General features: G+C 41.1%; 13 protein-coding genes, 1 tRNA gene, 1 other RNA gene and 2 pseudogenes. 10 read left to right on the top strand and 7 right to left on the bottom strand.

Going from position 1 to position 17,427, the window contains the following annotated elements; genetic code table 11:
* Positions 1-1,443: 1,443 nt before the first annotated feature.
* Together ykgO and D1092_RS07015 are read left to right on the top strand one after the other, a co-directional pair.
* Complete coding sequence (gene ykgO / locus D1092_RS07010) at positions 1,444-1,569, top strand: type B 50S ribosomal protein L36 (RefSeq protein WP_004863016.1); 126 nt, start codon at positions 1,444-1,446, stop codon at positions 1,567-1,569.
* A 156-nt stretch (positions 1,570-1,725) separates the two neighbouring features.
* Entirely contained in the window at positions 1,726-2,508 is a 783-nt protein-coding gene (locus tag D1092_RS07015) for a tetratricopeptide repeat protein (RefSeq protein ID WP_148255681.1), read from the top strand.
* Positions 2,509-3,238: 730 nt separating this feature from the next.
* Here D1092_RS07015 and D1092_RS07020 read toward each other — a convergent pair.
* The gene (locus D1092_RS07020) at positions 3,239-3,517 is read right to left on the bottom strand and encodes a hypothetical protein (protein ID WP_167309313.1); all 279 of its coding nucleotides are present in this window, start codon (positions 3,515-3,517) and stop codon (positions 3,239-3,241) included.
* Positions 3,518-3,969: 452 nt separating this feature from the next.
* Between D1092_RS07020 and ssrS the strand changes: the two genes are divergently transcribed.
* The 6 genes and pseudogenes from ssrS to D1092_RS07045 all read left to right on the top strand — a co-directional run bounded on the left by ssrS (position 3,970) and on the right by D1092_RS07045 (position 10,958).
* Positions 3,970-4,130: non-coding RNA, 6S RNA (gene ssrS, locus D1092_RS07025), on the top strand.
* Positions 4,131-4,946: 816 nt separating this feature from the next.
* On the top strand, positions 4,947-5,552 hold the full coding sequence (locus D1092_RS07030; RefSeq protein ID WP_148255683.1) for a 5-formyltetrahydrofolate cyclo-ligase: 606 nt from the start codon (positions 4,947-4,949) through the stop codon (positions 5,550-5,552).
* Positions 5,553-5,570: 18 nt separating this feature from the next.
* Positions 5,571-6,392, top strand: a complete 822-nt coding sequence (locus D1092_RS07035) for a TIGR00282 family metallophosphoesterase (protein WP_148255684.1) — start codon at positions 5,571-5,573, stop codon at positions 6,390-6,392.
* Between the two features lie 346 nt (positions 6,393-6,738).
* Positions 6,739-7,950 (top strand): annotated as a pseudogene (locus D1092_RS07040) (multidrug effflux MFS transporter).
* A gap of 15 nt (positions 7,951-7,965) precedes the next feature.
* Entirely contained in the window at positions 7,966-8,109 is a 144-nt protein-coding gene (locus D1092_RS09535) for a hypothetical protein (RefSeq protein ID WP_167309314.1), read from the top strand.
* Positions 8,110-8,783: 674 nt separating this feature from the next.
* Positions 8,784-10,958 carry an isocitrate/isopropylmalate family dehydrogenase gene (locus tag D1092_RS07045; protein WP_148255685.1) on the top strand — a complete coding sequence of 725 codons (2,175 nt, stop codon included), beginning with the start codon at positions 8,784-8,786 and terminating at the stop codon, positions 10,956-10,958.
* A 54-nt stretch (positions 10,959-11,012) separates the two neighbouring features.
* Here the strand turns inward: D1092_RS07045 and D1092_RS09540 are convergent, their stop codons facing one another.
* The 6 genes and pseudogenes from D1092_RS09540 to D1092_RS09545 form a co-directional block, all read right to left on the bottom strand.
* Positions 11,013-11,387, bottom strand: a complete 375-nt coding sequence (locus tag D1092_RS09540; protein WP_167309315.1) for a hypothetical protein — start codon at positions 11,385-11,387, stop codon at positions 11,013-11,015.
* Between the two features lie 797 nt (positions 11,388-12,184).
* The gene (locus tag D1092_RS07055) at positions 12,185-12,601 is read right to left on the bottom strand and encodes a helix-turn-helix domain-containing protein (RefSeq protein ID WP_148255687.1); all 417 of its coding nucleotides are present in this window, start codon (positions 12,599-12,601) and stop codon (positions 12,185-12,187) included.
* Between the two features lie 635 nt (positions 12,602-13,236).
* On the bottom strand, positions 13,237-13,452 hold the full coding sequence (locus D1092_RS10150) for a hypothetical protein (RefSeq protein ID WP_422386916.1): 216 nt from the start codon (positions 13,450-13,452) through the stop codon (positions 13,237-13,239).
* 174 nt (positions 13,453-13,626) lie between these two features.
* Positions 13,627-13,965, bottom strand: a pseudogene (locus tag D1092_RS07065) (hypothetical protein); the annotation flags it as partial.
* A 58-nt stretch (positions 13,966-14,023) separates the two neighbouring features.
* Complete coding sequence (gene murA / locus D1092_RS07070; RefSeq protein WP_148255688.1) at positions 14,024-15,319, bottom strand: UDP-N-acetylglucosamine 1-carboxyvinyltransferase; 1,296 nt, start codon at positions 15,317-15,319, stop codon at positions 14,024-14,026.
* A 165-nt stretch (positions 15,320-15,484) separates the two neighbouring features.
* The gene (locus D1092_RS09545) at positions 15,485-15,637 is read right to left on the bottom strand and encodes a hypothetical protein (protein WP_167309316.1); all 153 of its coding nucleotides are present in this window, start codon (positions 15,635-15,637) and stop codon (positions 15,485-15,487) included.
* Between the two features lie 182 nt (positions 15,638-15,819).
* Here D1092_RS09545 and D1092_RS07075 point away from each other — a divergent pair.
* Both D1092_RS07075 and D1092_RS07080 read left to right on the top strand, forming a co-directional pair.
* A tRNA-Thr gene (locus D1092_RS07075) sits at positions 15,820-15,894 on the top strand.
* Between the two features lie 605 nt (positions 15,895-16,499).
* Positions 16,500-17,243 (top strand): hypothetical protein, encoded by a 744-nt coding sequence (locus tag D1092_RS07080; RefSeq protein WP_120121036.1) that lies wholly within the window; start codon positions 16,500-16,502, stop codon positions 17,241-17,243.
* Positions 17,244-17,427: the final 184 nt, after the last annotated feature.

The raw sequence follows: 17,427 nt of genomic DNA on the forward strand, positions 1-17,427 counted from the left end.
ATTTTAATATTTCGAGACTTATCTAGTGTGATAAGAGTTCAGTTATTTAAGGTATAAGGTATTAAGACACTTCATCCAAGGATCATTTGAAACTATAAGCATAATATTTTATGTATCGTATACCAAAGGACAAGAAACAATATTATTCCCAACACGAGCAACTACTGGCGACATCTTTATCAAAAGATGCAAGCAAATGAAATAATCGAGAGACGAAAATCATTAAAAAACATAAAGCAATAAATGATGACCTTATATTTTGGCAAAAACGCCTTTTACTTTTTCGTCTCGTGAGATTTTCTTCTCTTTCAACAGCCTTAACTTTAATCAAGGGTTATTGTTTTCAAAGCACATAAATTCTTGATATTTTCTCTACTCTTTTTTTTCTTTTCAGATCAATTGTTCTTAATCTCACGCCCCCAGCTTTTTTAGTCTTTTTCCCTCTTTTCTTTAAGTTTATTTAGACAATGAATGATCAAGAAATGATAAGATGTATCAAGCCCCCTAGAATATCCATTGATTTTATGCCCTATTTTTATGGCATTTCGCACAAAGTCTCCCCTTCTCGTAAGTATCTTTTATTTATGCAATAGACTTTTCATACATTAGAAACTGTTTTCTCTCTCTTGGCTTAGCAATATCATTCACCAAGACCATCAAAACAGCACTTTACAAAGCTCCAAATTTTTCTCGTTTCCAAGCGACTTTCAAGAGCAGCGAAAGCACCTCCTCCCCCCTTTCAACTCTCCCTTCTAATAGGATTCATAGCCCTGCTCTTTTTAAAAACATCACCACGTCCTTAAAAGCCCCAACCGCTCAACAATCCAACGGCTGCACTTCCTCCTCATCCTTGCTCCCCTTTCAACTCTCCCTTATAAGGCGCTCACGCCCTTTGATAAGCCCCTTTAGCCTTCTTCTTAAAAGAGCAAAGCCCAAACCGCTTAACAGTTCAACGGCGCAACAACACGGCTTCATTCCTTCAACTTTCTCTAACAGAGCTTATTCATTCAAATCTGAGAAGCTAAAATTTTGTTTTCACGTTTTATTTTTATTTTTCTTAATCTTTATTTTGCTTTTTTCTCATTTTGCTTTTTTCTCAAATATTTTTATTTTCAAGGCAACCATCAAGCCCCTCTTTTTGTCACAGAAAAGACCCTTGACAAGGGTAAGGCTTCTTGCTAGATTTCTCTTACTTTTTATAATTTTTACTTATTCGTTGTGCTGATAAAGTATGTTGCTGCGTACCTTGAGGGTGCGTTTTTCTTTTTGTTATCACAGTGGAAAAGTGTATCGTTTCGTGTTATGATGCAATAACTCTATCACAATAACGCTATCATAGGGCAATGCTTGTGCACCTCACATTGTTGTATTATTGTTATTTAGTATTGTAAGAGTATTGTGTTGTAATATTGTGTTATGTAAACTGTTAAAACGGTGAATAGGATGAAAATTAAAAATTCGCTTAAAGCACTCAAGGAACGCCATCGTAACAATCGTTTGGTGCGCCGTAAAGGGCGTGTTTATATCCTCAATAAAACGAACCCACGTTTTAGAGCACGTCAGGGTTGATTTTTCCGTCAGGGCTGATTTTTTCTAAAGTGAATGGTTTAATGCCTACAAAAGTAGGCATTAGGTTTTTTTGAAATTTTTTTGGGGTTAAGTCTGTTGGTTACGAGTCCGCTGTTTGATAATGTTTAATGATTTATCTTTTGAGGGCTTGTTTTTATGGGTCTTTTTATTTTAAAAGCTTTTCGATTTTTTCAGGTGCTTTTTTTCTATCTTCTTCGGCGCACTTTTTTTCTTTCTGTTATAGGTCTTTTTTGTTTTATTTCTTCTGTTTATGGACAAAGTCCACCTTCACTTCCTGAAGATCGTCCTTCTCCACAATCGCTTTTACCGTTAGATGATCTCATTCCCAATTCTCCGCCCTCTTCCGCAACGCCCTCTGATTCTGATTCATCTGCGATGATTCTTGAAGATTTCGACTCAGAGGAGCTTTCCTTTGTTGACAGGGTTAAGCAACGCAAAGAGGCAGAAATTTTACGTTTACTAAAAGAGTTAAAATATTGTGCTGATGTTGCGAAAGCAAAAAAAATCAGTCAACAGCTTCAACTTTTATGGTCCCAATCGGGAAGTGAGACGATTGATCTTTTAATGTCATGGGCTGAAAATGCGATCAATAATGATGATTATGGACTTGCGCTTGATTATATTGATAATGCTCTTGCACTTTTGCCGACTTATGCTGAAGCTTGGGTAAGACGTGCTTGGATTCACATTCAACTGAATGATTTCAAACTTGCCATGCTTGATCTCAATCATGCTCTTGAACTTGAGCCTCGTAATTACATTGCCTTTTTTGAACTTGGCGTTACCATGGAAGCAACAGAGCGTCCAAAACTTGCTCTTAAAGCTTACGAAACAGCTTTAAGCATCTATCCACAAATGCAAAAGCTTCAAAAGCGCATTGAGGCTTTATTAGACGAACAATCACCCCAATCTCTTTGAACGCCTCATACTTAAAACAGAATCCTTACGCCTATTTCAAGTTTGCATAAAACACGCATCCCATCCCAAACTGAAATTATCCCTGCCCCCTCCAACACACACGTCTCCAACACCATGCCCTCCAGCACCACGCCATTGGCATGTGTTTTTCACAAACTTAGAAAATGATAAAAGGCATCCCTCTGCATATCTTCATCATTGATAAAACAGCCCTAAAATACACTTCATAAGGTAAAAAACGTCAAAAATGCCTCGTGTGAATTCAACAAACATTTTTGAATAAGAAATATTCCCCTCCAACACACACGCCTCCAACACACACCCCCTCCGGCACACGCCCCTCCGGCACATACCTCCTCCGGCACATACCTCCTCCGGCACACGCCCCTCCAGCACCACGCCATTGGCATGTGTTTTTCACAAACTTAGAAAATGATAAAAGGCATCCCTCTGCATATCTTCATCATTGATAAAACAGCCCTAAAATACACTTCATAAGGTAAAAAACGTCAAAAATGCCTCGTGTGAATTCAACAAACATTTTTGAATAAGAAATATTCCCCTCCAACACACACGCCTCCAACACACACCCCCTCCGGCACACGCCCCTCCGGCACATACCTCCTCCGGCACATACCTCCTCCGGCACACGCCCCTCCAGCACCACGCCATTGGCATGTGTTTTGACAAACTTAGAAAATGATAAAAGGCATCCCTCTGCATATCTTCATCATTGATAAAACAGCCCTAAAATACACTTCATAAGGTAAAAAACGTCAAAAATGCCTCGTGTGAATTCAACAAACATTTTTGAATAAGAAATATTCCCCTCCAACACATACCCCCTCCAGCACCACGCCCCCTCCAACACACGCCCCTCCAACACACGCCCCTCCAGCACCGCGCCCCCTCCAGCACACACGCCTCCAACACCGCACCCCTCCAGCACACGCCCCTCCAACACACACGCCTCCAACACATACCCTCCGGCACATACCTCCTCCGGCACACGCCCTCCAGCACCACGCCATTGGCATGTGTTTTTCACAAACTTAGAAAATGATAAAAGGCATCCCTCTGCATGTCTTCATCATTGATAAAAAACGTCAAAAGTGCCTCGTTTGAGTTCAACAAACATTTTTGAATAAGAAATATTCCCCTTCAAGCTTCCCTGCAAACATTTCCATAAAACATCAAAATCAAGCCTTATTCCAAAAGGAAAAATTAAACATTGCTTCTAAAAAGCAAATCAAACATTATCAATAAAAAATGTTTCACTCACCCTCACCTATCCATTATTTTTGATTTTTTTATTTGAATAAGCCGTCCATCCATTCTTCAGTGCTTTCTAACAATCACCAGCAAGGGGGTAAAAAATCTCTTGTAAAACTTGATAAAAAATAAATGGTTGGAATTATTTTATCTCTAGCAGAAGCTGTGAAATTGTTTTATATTAAAGGGGGTGTTCTGCGCTTCTCGACAGGAAATAACGTATTCCTGAGACCTTATTGATCTCCAAGGGAGCTGTCCCTGATGAAGCCCGTGGGCTTTTTCATATGGCGCCCACCTATTTGTATAGGTTCCCGGGATCAGCTTTTTCCATCGGCTGTTGTGGATCACCCTTTTTTTGCATCACTTTTTTCCCCTAAAGCTTTTCCCCCAAAATTGATCATGCCCTTTTGCATGAAACGCCCCTTTCTGTGAAGCTCTTTTTTCTACGGGCCCCTCTTTTCTATAAAGCAAGAAGTTCTTTTAAAGAGATCAAAATGACGATAGGCTTTAACTTCATGAGATTTGCAACAGCTGATAAAAAGAATAGCCTCAACTTCATCGCTTCGCGCAAGAGCACGCGAGAGTGGTTTGCTCGCGTCGTGATGCCCTTTTAACCAGAAAAGCGCACCTTAAGTTTCATAAAGCTTGTTCCACACACATGATTTCCTAATGGCTGTTTACAAAAAACCAACCATGGCTACAATGGGGCAAAACCAACCGCTGAATAAGTGATGAAACAATGACCCAAAATCTCTCTTCTAAAAACACTTCATCGCTTCGCGCAAGAGCACGCGAGAGTGGTTTATCGTGTCGTGATGCCCTTTTAACCAGAAAAGCGCACCTTAAGTTTCATAAAGCTTGTTCCACACACATGATTTCCTAATGGCTGTTTACAAAAAACCAACCATGGCTACAATGGGGCAAAACCAACCGCTGAATAAGTGATGAAACAATGACCCAAAATCTCTCTTCTAAAAACACTTCATCGCTTCGCGCAAGAGCACGCGAGAGTGGTTTGCTCGCGTCGTGATGCCCTTTTAACCAGAAAAGCGCACCTTAAGTTTCATAAAGCTTGTTCCACACACATGATTTCCTAATGGCTGTTTACAAAAAACCAACCATGGCTACAATGGGGCAAAACCAACCGCTGAATAAGTGATGAAACAATGACCCAAAATCTCTCTTCTAAAAACACTTCATCGCTTCGCGCAAGAGCACGCGAGAGTGGTTTATCGTGTCGTGATGCTCTTTCAAAAGAAGAGCGATCCCTGTTTTCACAGCGTGCTTGTCGCCATTTTCTTGAAACCTTTGAAAAAAAAGGAACAGATTTTTCACGCCTCATTTTAGCAGGCTATTGGCCCATTAAATCGGAAATTGACCCACGCCCTCTTCTTGATGTGATAGCCTCACGCGGGGGGCGTTTAGCCTTACCAGCCGTTCTTGATTCCACCACCATGATTTTTCGAGAATTTTCACCACACACGCAACTTCAGCCCATGCGTTTTGGCACCTTAGGCCCTGGTGCAGATAATGCCACGGTTATCCCCAATAATATTCTTGTTCCACTTTCTGCGTTTGATCATCACTGTCACCGTCTTGGCTATGGAGGTGGCTATTATGACCGTGCAGTTGAAGCCCTTGAAAAACAAGGACATCAAATGGCATTATGGGGCATAGGTTTTTCATGTCAGGAGGTGGACTCTATTCCTGCGGCCAAACATGATCTACAGGTCCAGGGAATTTTTACAGAAAAAGGTTTCTTAAAATGTTAAAATGTGATTAAAGTACCTATGCGGTTTTTATTTTTGGGTGACATTGTTGGGAACACAGGTTGTCAGGTCGTTTTTGAGCATCTTCCTCAACTGATTAAGAAATGGCAGCTTGATTTTGTTGTGGTCAATGGGGAAAATGCCTCTGATGGTTTTGGCCTCAAGCAAGACACGTATCAAGATCTTTTAATGGCGGGTGTTGATGTTGTCACAACCGGAAACCATGCTTTTTCTCACAAAGAAGCCTTACAGTATGCACATGAGAGTGATCGTTTTTTACGTCCTGCTAATTTCTCGAAAGAGACACCAGGAAGAGGAGCCGGAGTTTTTACGGCAAAAAATGGTGCACGTGTTCTTGTTGCCAATCTGTTGGGCAATGTTTTTATGCCATGCAAAGTAGAAGATCCCTTTGAGATAGCGGAAAATATTCTGCTCGCCTGCTCTTTAATGGAGCAAGCGGATGCGATTATTTTTGACTTTCACGCGGAAACGACGAGCGAGAAGCAATGTTTTGGCCATTTTCTTGATGGTCGTGTGAGTGTTATTGTTGGCACGCATACGCATATTCCCACCGCTGATGCGCAGATTTTAGAAGGGGGCAGTGCATATTTAACAGATGCTGGCATGTGTGGCGATTACAACTCCTCCCTTGGCATGGATAAAGAAGAACCGTTACACCGTTTTCTTTACCAAACGAAACAAGATCGTTTTGAACCAGCACGAGGTCCCGCCACTCTTTGTGGTTTTGCGGTTGAAATTTCAGACCGCACCGGCTTAGCAGAAAAGGTCTCAGCGGTACGCATTGGTCCGCATTTAAAGCCTGAAGTTCCAGATTTTTGGTAGGTTTTAAGCGCCCCCTCTTTTAAGCGCCCCCACCTCCCTTTAAAGCTGCCCCGCGCGCCTCTTTTAAGCCGCGCCCTTTAATAGATCACGCACCACGCGTCCCTTTTGAAAACTCCGCAAGAAGCAATTCAGCCTCTCTCATCAATTAAGAGATCTCTCAATCATTTTTACATATTTTTATGAGTGGGTATTTCTTAAAATGAGTGCAGGCATTAAAAATGATTAAAGTATAAAGCGATCTTTTTTCCTGGAGGAAACGATAAAGGATGAAAAGTATCCCTATCTTTATTAAGTATAAGTTATTTTATTGACTTTAAAAGTCTTAAATTTTGAAAAGTATTTATTTGTGATCCATAAGCCTTCTTTATTATTCATAGTCTCTATTGTGTGTTTATCGATCGGGGGGTTAATTTCTACGGATATTTTTCTTCCCGCCTTGGAGATATGCGTCAATATTATCAGGTAAACGAGTCTGAAATTCAAAGTGCGGTAGCCATTTTTTTACTCGCCTTAGCTGTTGGACAACTGATTTATGGACCACTTAGTGATAATTTTGGACGTAAAAAGACGCTTTTGTTTGGCTCACTTTTGTGGTTTTTTACCACCCTAAGTATAATTTACACCATTCATATTCAAACTTTTTTTATACTCCCCCTTTTTACAAGGTCTTAGGCCGCCTGTGCGGGACTTGTTTTAAGTCGCGCGATTATAAATGATTTAATGGATAAAAAGTCCGCAGGAAGGCTTTATCTCGTTATTTTTCCTTTTGTTGGAACATCACCAGCACTTAGCAAAATTGATTGGGGGTTTATTATTGCAAGTTTTTCATTAGCAAGCCACTTTTATCTTCTCTAAGCCTTTTTATCCTTTCAACCATTTGTTTGTGTTATTTTGTCCTCACAGAGACTCTTCTCCCTATCAAACGTCACTCTTTCACGCCTGTGGGTGTTATTAAGGGCAGTTTAGGAGTCCTTAGAAATAAGCAATTTATTTTTTACGCATTGATACCCTGTTTTGCCTATGCAACCTATTTTGCTTACATTGTGGAGTCGCCTTTTTTTCTTACAGCTTTGGGCTTACCTAGTAACGATATTGGATATAGTTACATTGGTGTTTCTTGTAACCTCATGTCTTAAGGCAACTTGGTTGCACGAAGATTTCTTAAGCAAGAATCTATGGAACGGACCATTCAACGTGGATATCTTATTTTTGTCTTCAGGAGGGATATTATTTGGTCTCCAAATTTATGTGAGTCCGTGGCCTCTTGTCACGCGTTTTAAGTGTCCTTTCACTTCTCACTTTTGGCAATGGCTTTTTGTTACCTTGAGGCACAGCGTTAGCGATTTCCTCACATCCCACGAGCAGCTCTCAGCAGCATCCGGTGTGATGGGCGCTTTACAATTAGGAAGCGCTGCATTGAGCGCCGCAGTAATTGGAAAAATATCCGGACATAATCCATTGGGTGTTGCACTTTTAATTAGCAACATGTTGTCTCGTGGGTTTTATCATTTATATTCGAAAAGCCAATTATTTTATAACCATAAGTCAAGTCAAATAACCAAATTGAGGCGCTATGCTTAAAAATCTTGATATCCCTTTACGTGATGGAGGGTATCGTAATCCGTTTTCTTTTTCACGAGACGACATCATAAAATATATTAAAAATCTAACAGCTACTCAAATTGAATATATTGAAATCGGCGCCCCTAAAGGGTAACCCATGGACAATGTGGGTTAAACGGCTTTATGCTCTAACGAGATTCATCTCTTCCATGATGCTGTTACAGGGTGCTAAGTCCGTTATGCTTACCCCTCCGTCTCATATTCACCAATGGGACATTGGCAAATTAAAGAATAAGGGGCCCCCTGTTAGTCCTTTTAAATTTGCGTAAATAAGGAAACATTTTACAAGAGAGATAAAATCTTGCACCAAACGGAAAATCTCAAGAGCTATTTTTTTTTAAACCTATGCTTTTTTAACCCATATAATGAAGCTCTCATGATTTTCTTTTCGCCTTCAATATCTTTTCGCCTTCAATGATTGAAGCATTTATAAATTAAGCATTGCAAGAGAGTAAAATATCTTTAGAGTTAACTAAAATGTCTTTAAGGTTAGAAGAGGAGCTCATATTTCCAAACTCTACCATACAAAGTGCGGGGCGTTTAAACGATATGCGCATCGTCTTGTTCTTACACCAAGAAGACCAATGGGGAAACAAAGGAGATTTTTGCTCTTCTCTTAATTTTTTAAAAGAGAGATTTGAAGAATATAGACTTTATTATCCGTAAAGCTTGAACAATGTGTAGAGGTTCATTGTGTTATGAGGCATAAAGTCATCAATAAATAGGCATCAATAAATAGAGGCATTAGCCAATAGAGGGCGGGATTTCATGAAAAAGAAAGTTCTTGTATTACCAGGTGATGGTGTGGGACCAGAGATCTGTGATGCAGCGCTGATGGTCTTAGAGCCATTTCAATTGCCCATTGAATTCATATATGGTGATATTGGTTTTGAGTGTTGGCAAAAGACAAGAGATGCTATTCCTCAAGCGACTTGGCAAAAAATCGCTAAAAGTGATGCACTTTTACTTGGAACTGTGACAGAGAAGGGAAAAGAAGCAACTTTAGAAGAAGGTGCAGCGCCTTTAAAAGAGCAAAATCTTTCCTATGTTTCTCCTCTCCTTCAACTTCGTCAAAAGTTAAGCTTGTTTGCCACGGTATGTCCGATAAGATACATCATTGGTCCGAAAAAACCTTTTCAGTTTTGTATAATCAGCGAAAAGAGCGAAGGTCTCTGCGCAAAATTAGATTTTCGAGGGATCACACCGGAAACAGCCGCCTGGTTACAACATCAAAATTTAGCAAAATATGGTCTTGAAGAAGCAGCATGGTCCGTTTGTTTGCAAACACGCTTTGGTTTAGAGCGGTTATTTGAATATGCTTTTTCTTATGCACGTGGGCGGAAATTTAAGCGGGTTACCTTTGCAAATAAACTGAATGTGATGTGCGAAAGTGGAGAATTTGCTCAGGAAATTTTTGAAAAAATCGCACAAAACTATCCAGAAATTGAAGCCGATATTCATGATGTTGATGCGGTTGCTTTATGGATTACAACAAAGCCAGAGCAATTTGGTGTGATTGTTGCTAACAACATGTTTGGCGATATTCTCTCAAATCTTGCCGCCGGGATGATGGGGGGCTTGGCGCTTGCAGCCCATGCCCATGTGGGGGATAAGATGAGCTGTTTTCAACCAGCTCATGGAAGCGCCCCACAGATTGCTGGACAGAATAAAGCCAATCCTTCTGCGATGTTGTATAGTGTGTCTTTACTCTTAGAGCATTTAGGCTTTTACGAGGAAGCACACCAATTATCTCAAAGTGTTGATCAAGTTATTCGTAGCGGAAAAACGCTCCCCCATGATCGAAGAGGGAACGCCTCACCCCGTCAAATGGCACAAGCTGTTGGCAATTTTCTTACAAATCCTGTTTCTTCCTATCGTGCAGTCATTATCACGGTTGGTGATGAACTCCTTTCAGGACAATATTTGAATACGAATTTACAAGATTTAAGCCAAAGTTTGGAAAAAAGAAACATTCAAGTCACGCGTCATTTTGTTTGTGCGGATCAATTACAGCAAATCAGTGAGACGATTATTTCTTGTCTTGGACAAGAAGATTTAATTATCATCAGTGGGGGCTTAGGTCCAACCTCTGATGATAAAACCCGCGATGGGGTCGCTCAAGCTGTAAGAAAACCTTTGGTGCATCATGAAGATGTTTGGCAAATCATCAAAGGTCAATTAGAGCGGTTAAAGATTACGCCAGATAAGAATAATGCGCGTCAAGCCTTATTTCCACAAACAGCAACAGTGCTTGACAACCCGACCGGCACCGCGCCAGGTTTTTTTCTTTCTTCTGATGACAGCACCCTTGTTGTTTTGCCTGGTCCCCCCTCCCAAGCGCTTGCCCTTTTAGAAGATTATTTACAGCAAAATGAGAAGAAATATTCTTCTCAATCGCGTGCAACGTATGCTTGGACTTTGATTGGAATTGATGAAAGTACCCTTGCGCATTGGGTTGATCATCATTTTGCCAATGAACCCTTTGAGCGCCATTTTTTATGGAAAAGCCCCTATGTTTTGGTGCAACTGGTTGGTCAATCATCCACTCCCTTGGCACCACCTCTCATCGAAGAATTTGAACATCATTTTCGCCCCCATTTGGTTGGCAGAGAAGTCACCACAGCGGGTCAACAACTCGCAAAATACGCACAGATACAGTGGTTGATTGATGATCCCCATCTTTTAAAATATTTTCAGACGCCAGAAACAAGTCCCCAAAATATCCCACAGATAGAGGTTGCCGTGAGCCTCTCTCCTTCTATCGAACTGTTAGAAAGTCAGCAAGAAAGCCTTGGCCATGCAACCATAACGGTGCAAATGAAAGGATATGATGATGATCATCTGACATTCCCCTATACGCGCCCCCTTTTAGGTGTTGTCTTACAAGAATATGCCGCTTGGTTAATTTTAAAAAGAGTTTTGCAAACGAAAAACAGCCAATGAGACCTATAACCCAATAAGCTCTTGATAACACCCAATGAGCTCTTGATAACAGTGTCAACACATTGGAACAACGCTTGTGGGCATTCGAATACAGGAACCATGATGAGACCCCTTTGTTACATGGTCTCCTCTGTTCCCTCTCACCCATGGCGCTTTATTTGCACCGCCTTTAAGAATAAAGGATAAAACTAATTTTAAAAATGAAAAGAAAGAGGCTTTCTTAGGATATTTCTGCGAGGAAAAGGTCAGCACCCACCGCCACAGCACCCACCACAGCACCCTCACCACCACAACACCCACCGCCACCATAGCACCCGCCACAGCACCCGCCACCACAACACCCGCCACCACAGCACCCCCCACCACAACACCCACCACCACAGAACCCACACCACCACAGCACCCACCGCCACAACACCCCCGCACCACAGCACCCGCACCACAGCACCCGCCGCCACAGCACCCCGCCGTCGCAGCACTCCCTTCCTAAAAAAACGATCGAATAATTGAAGCAAAAAGACTCTTTAAACTTTTTTACACGCATGAGAAATCAACCAGAAAGCTGTTTTCTCGCTTTCACGGTTCACGCCCCTCCGGTTGCGAGCGCCCTCGCATAAGTATTCCGGGAGTTGAAAGAGCTGAAACTTGACTCAGCCTTTTGCTTTTAGTGTGCGGGGACACACCTGGACATGGCAAAAACTCCCGGAATTCCGGGACATCCACAAGAGTGGGTTAATTTTATGATCGAACTTTAGGGCTTTCAGACCCTACTGATCGCGGCGTAGACGACCAAAGTCACAAGGTCTATTGATAAAGGAATTGAGGAAAATTTACAATAAAATTTAAAGGAATGTTTTCATCTCTTAAGAAATCATCCCTAAGAACTGCTTTCTTTTAGCTTTCACGGATCACTTCAAGCCCCTTGCCCCATTGCAAGCGGCTCTTTCATGCGTATTCCGGGAGTCTGAAAGTACTGAAGTTCGCATCAGCTTTTTTTGCTTTTAGTGCGCGGGGACACACCTGGACATGGCAAAAACTCCCGGAATCTTACGCTCCTTATAGAGAAAACAAATATCTCCACTTTGGATTTTCAGGCTTTGGATTTCCCCCTTAAAACTGCATTGTATAACGAGAGCCCTTATACTTATGCATAAACTTATTCATAACTTATACTTATTCATAAAATCATTTCAAAAGAGCAGCAATAAAATTTAAAGGCGTGATTTTTACCTTTCAGCAATCAAACATAAAATTGCCTTTTGTTGCTTAGGCTTAAGTTCTCTAAAGCTTTTCAACAGGACATGCTCTTCTTGGCTTGAGGTCATTTCTTCATAAGGAAGCAAGACATGCTCTTTCGTTGAAATATCGGCATAAAAAAAGAAAATCGAGATATCCAGAATATCAGCAATTTCTTGTAGGCGCCCTGCACCCACACGATTGATGCCCTTTTCATATTTTTGGATTTGTTGAAAGGTAACCCCTAAACGATGCCCTAATTCTTTTTGAGAAATTTTCAACATTTCTCGTCTCAAACGAATTCTTTTGCCTATCAAAATATCGTTAGAATGTGGATTCTTTATTGGAAAATGTGGATTTTTAGCTTTCACTTCAGGTTCCCCCTCCGGTTGCGAGCGCCCTCGCATAAGTATTCCGGGAGTCAAAACACTGAGTTCGAATCAGTTTTTTTTGCTTTTAGTGTATGGACACACCTGGACAGTGCAAAAACTCCCGGAATCTCGTGTTCCTTATAGACTAACAGATCACGCCCCTTGCCCCATTGCAAGTGACCTCTTTATGCGTATTCCGGGAGTCAAAAACACTGAATCCGAGTCAGCTTTTTTTGCTTTTAGTATGTGAACACACCTGGACATGGCAAAAACTCCCGGAATCTCATGTTCCTTATAAAGGAGGCTCATATCTCCACTTTGGATTTTCAGGCTTTGGGTTCCCCCATAAAACTGCATTATACAACGAAAGCCCGTGTATACTTATTAGATGTACTTATTCATAAGATAATTTCAAAAGAGCAGCAATAAAATTTAAAACAGTATTATCACTTAAGCAATCAAACACAAAACTGCCTTCTGTTGTTTAAGAGATCTCTCTCAGCCTCTTATGCGCGCTCTCCAAAACCATAAGGGAAAACCAGCAATTTATTGAGAAGACGAACAATCCTTCACCCCCCACAAAAATACACCTAAAAACATACCTCACACCTTAACACATGCCCCTACTCCCTGTACGAGATTTGCCATGCCCTTTGAGCAGGGTCACACCGTTATCCGTTGAATTTTCGCACCACATCGGGTTCATTTTTCTTCCAACCTGCGAAAAAGCCACGATCAAGAGGATAAACACGATTGACGATTGTTTCACCCTTTGCAGCCACTATTAATAGGAATAAAGGGGCCGCAATCACCAGAGAGACACCACGCAAATCAGTTGCCATCACAAGGGTGCCTTGCAACTTTTCATATTCCTTGCAACTTCTCATGTCCCATGAGATGCTCTCTCGCCATCGCGTTTTATCTGTGCTCTCAAACGGTTGCGTTCTTAGAGGTGCATAAAACGATTTTCGAAAATCGTCTCCGTGATATGGGAAATACCCCGTGTTAAAACGCATCCCCCCCAAACAACAGACATTCAAGCCCATGCCCTTTGAGCAGGGTCACACCGTTATCCGTTGAATTTTCGCACCACATCGGGATAATTTTTCTTCCAACCTCTAAAAAGCCACGATCAAGATGATAAACACGATTAACGATTGTTTCACCCTTTGCAGCCACTATTAATAGGAATAAAGGGGCCGCAATCACCAGAGAGACACCACGCAAATCAGTTGCCATCACAAGGGTGCCTTGCAACTTTTCATATTCCTTGCAACTTCTCATGTCCCATGAGATGCTCTCTCGCCATCGCGTTTTATCTGTGCTCTCAAACGGTTGCGTTCTTAGAGGTGCATAAAACGATTTTCGAAAATCGTCTCCGTGATATGGGAAATGCCCCGTGTTAAAACGCATCCCCCCCAAACAACAGACATTCAAGCCCATGCCCTTTGAGCAGGGTCACACCGTTATCCGTTGAATTTTCGCACCACATCGGGATAATTTTTCTTCCAACCTCTCAAAGCCACGATCAAGATGATAAACACGATTAACGATTGTTTCGCCCTTTGCAGCCAATGCCGCAATCACCAGAGAGACAGAAGCCCGCAAATCAGTTGCCATCACAGGGGCGCCTTGCAACTTTTCTGTTCCATAGACGGTTGCTCTCTCGCCATCGAGTTTGATCTGTGCCCCTAAACGGTTGAGTTCTTGAACATGCATAAAACGATTTTCGAAAATCGTCTCCGTGATATGGGAAATTCCTTCAGCGCGTGTCATCAACGCCATAAACTGCGCTTGAAGATCGGTTGGAAAAGCCGGATAAGGACCTGTTTTAATATCAACAGGCATAATTTTTGTGTTTTTTGGATTTCGCTTCACGTGAATTCCTTGCGGCTCTATTTGAATCTCAAGCCCTGTTTTTTGCAGAACTTTCAGCACTGTTGTCAAATGATTAGGATTGGCATTTTTAAGAAAGACATCTCCCCCCACTATTGCGACAGCCATTGCATATGTTCCCGCTTCAATTCGATCCGCAATAACGCGTATTCTTGTTCCTTTGAGTTTTTTCACCCCTTCAATGGTAAGGGTTGTTGTACCTTCACCGGTTATTTGAGCCCCCATCGCGTTTAAGGTTCGAATAAGATTTGTGACTTCTGGTTCACAAGCCGCATTCTCAAGAATGGTTGTTCCCTTTGCCATTGTTGCCGCCATTAGCAATACATGCGTTCCCCCGACCGTGACTTTAGGAAAACGGTAATGCGCCCCTTTTAATCCCTTTGGGGCTTTTGCATGAACATATCCATTTTCAATGGCAATATGAGCCCCTAAACTTTTCAGCCCTTCGAGAATAAAATCAACAGGTCTTGTTCCAATAGCACATCCTCCAGGAAGCGAAACATAAGCCTCCAAGCATCGAGCAAGCAGCGGTCCAATCACCCAAAAGCTTGCCCGCATTTTTCTCACCAATTCGTAAGATGCCCGTGTTGTGGCTATTTTTTGCGCGCTAAAATGGATTGTTCTTGAATTAACACCATCATCTTTAATCTCTTGTCCATCAACAGCATATCCCACACCATGATTATTGAGAATGCGAATAAGCAACTCAACATCAGCAAGATGTGGAATATTTTCTAGCGTGAGCGTTTCTTCTGTCAACAGTGACGCAATCATAAGAGGCAAAGCAGCATTTTTTGCTCCCGAAATCGGAATTGTCCCTTTAAGTTCTACCCCACCAACAATTTGAATAGCATCCATCGTGTTTTCCCTCTTTTCCTTTACGCCACCCCTTCCAAAGGTTTTTCTCCTTTTGAAAAGTTATGCTTTATTGATCGTTTTTTTTAAAACGCCTTCTAACGATGAGAACAAATGATTGAGACATTTAGTTGCAAAAATGCCTTAAAAAAAATATTTTTTGGCATTTTAGAGCTCTGATTGCGCTCTTTTTCGACTTTGCTCTTTTCGACGTTTTAAGTTTTGCCGCAACTGCTGCGCCAATCTTTCTTGACGTCGTTTTGCTTTTTCCTCTTGATGATTGATTTCATCGTGCTTTTGTTTTTGATACATCTGTGTCATTGCACAACCTTTTAAACAGTGTTGAGCTTCTATCCAATCAACTCACGGCTTTTTACAATATATTTAAGAGTATAAGAACACTCTTGTCATGACATAAGATACGTTTTCTTGCAAGAATATACAAATGTTCTCTTGCCTATTTTATGACAATATGGCACAAGACAGCGCAATGATTGAAAACGGCTGCGGTAGCTCAGTGGTAGAGCACTCCCTTGGTAAGGGAGAGGTCGAGAGTTCAATCCTCTCTCGCAGCACCATTTTATTCTTCTTTCCCATTAAGTCTTTCTCATTAAGTCTTTCCCATTAAGCATCAATCTTTTCCCTCTAAGCCTCCATCGGCTTCATTCCAAGCCTTCTCTCCTTTAGACCAGGCGCTTTAATGGCTTCAAAATAAATGGTCTACGCGCTTAAATCGCCCAAACGCTCTGCAAACCGCTTTTGACATTAACACGCCAAGAACAGCATACATTCCCATTGCACATCCCTCTCTTTTCTTGCATCGCCCCCTTAGCTTCATGAAAAATCCCCTCTTCTTCCCTTTACCCAAGCCTCTCTGTTGCAAAAGCCCATTGCCTTCACCTTAGCTCTTTTAGACTTGTCGAGGCATTTTCATTTTTTTTAAATGTTTTCCCCTCACGCACCACACCTACTTATGATATGAATCCCCTCTCCAACCAATAAAAAAACCCCGCCTTGAGGCCGGGTTTTAACCTGTACCACACCCTTGTTGGAATACGAGAAGATCACGATCACCGTTTTCACATAAACACGTTCATGTCCATATTTTTAACACAAAAAAGACACAGACTGATCTTTTAAACAGAAATCCGTTAAAAATTCATGATAATTATTAAAGGTTAAAATGGTAAAATTACTCTTTAAAACGTATATCATAATACCTATAATGTTTTTTTCTGTCGCTCTCTTATTGGGGTGTAAGAAGGTAAGAACCCTAGCTGAATACAATAGACTTTACCAAAAATATGTCCATGAAAATTATACGACTTCAGAATATTCCCAGAAATTAGAAAAAGCCAAAAAAGAAATAGAATATTATAAAAAGAGTATAACACCCGTCCTCTCTATAGAATATGATAATAATCAATTTTGGAAATACTTAATAATATTACCCAACAATCCTCCAGAATTTGATATTTTAAAACATTATCACATAGCCCTTGTTTTTTGTGGGCGCTTTGCCGATTTATGGCAAGGCAATAAAAATATGCCATCACTTGTATTTAATGATTTTAAAAGTGAATTTGAGGCTTTTAAAAATAGTGTCGTGCAATATGATGGTTCTTGGAATAGTTTAACACGACGTTTCTTAGAAGCAAAATTTGAAACAAACTTTGACGATCCGATGTTTGCGTACGCAGAAGCATTTTTGGATTCTCCCAATGGCATTAGTCGAAAAGAACAAACGCTTCGTACAGAAGAAATGATAATAACCCATGAGGCTACTCGTTTTAGCAATACAGGAAAGATGTGCGACCTTGCTGTAGATATATATCGTACAATGATGCCTTATAAAAACAAAGACGTCAGACCGCCCGTGAGATATAGCACTTTTGAAAAATTGAAACAGTATCTGAAAAATCTTTAGAATGAACAATAAAATATCTTTCAAAGTACTTTTAAAAAACCATTCATCCCCTCTCCAACCAATAAAAAAACCCGCTTGAGGCCGGGTTTTAACCTGTACCACACCCTTGTTGGAATACGAGAAGATCACGATCATCGTTTTCACATAAACACGTTCATGTCCATATTTTTAACACAAAAACGAC

Origin of the sequence: Bartonella krasnovii, from assembly GCF_003606345.3 — a bacterium.
In the GTDB taxonomy this organism is placed as follows: Bacteria; Pseudomonadota; Alphaproteobacteria; order Rhizobiales; family Rhizobiaceae; genus Bartonella; species Bartonella krasnovii.

Bases quoted from the DNA above. Each gene is read 5' to 3' on its own strand.
- ykgO (WP_004863016.1), top strand. From the start codon at position 1,444: ATGAAAATTAAAAATTCGCTTAAAGCACTCAAGGAACGCCATCGTAAC.
- D1092_RS07015 (WP_148255681.1), top strand. From the start codon at position 1,726: ATGGGTCTTTTTATTTTAAAAGCTTTTCGATTTTTTCAGGTGCTTTTT.
- D1092_RS07030 (WP_148255683.1), top strand. From the start codon at position 4,947: ATGACCCAAAATCTCTCTTCTAAAAACACTTCATCGCTTCGCGCAAGA.
- D1092_RS07035 (WP_148255684.1), top strand. From the start codon at position 5,571: ATGCGGTTTTTATTTTTGGGTGACATTGTTGGGAACACAGGTTGTCAG.
- D1092_RS09535 (WP_167309314.1), top strand. From the start codon at position 7,966: ATGCTTAAAAATCTTGATATCCCTTTACGTGATGGAGGGTATCGTAAT.
- D1092_RS07045 (WP_148255685.1), top strand. From the start codon at position 8,784: ATGAAAAAGAAAGTTCTTGTATTACCAGGTGATGGTGTGGGACCAGAG.
- D1092_RS07055 (WP_148255687.1), bottom strand. From the start codon at position 12,601: ATGCGAGGGCGCTCGCAACCGGAGGGGGAACCTGAAGTGAAAGCTAAA.
- D1092_RS10150 (WP_422386916.1), bottom strand. From the start codon at position 13,452: ATGAGAAGTTGCAAGGAATATGAAAAGTTGCAAGGCACCCTTGTGATG.
- murA (WP_148255688.1), bottom strand. From the start codon at position 15,319: ATGGATGCTATTCAAATTGTTGGTGGGGTAGAACTTAAAGGGACAATT.
- D1092_RS09545 (WP_167309316.1), bottom strand. From the start codon at position 15,637: ATGACACAGATGTATCAAAAACAAAAGCACGATGAAATCAATCATCAA.
- D1092_RS07080 (WP_120121036.1), top strand. From the start codon at position 16,500: ATGGTAAAATTACTCTTTAAAACGTATATCATAATACCTATAATGTTT.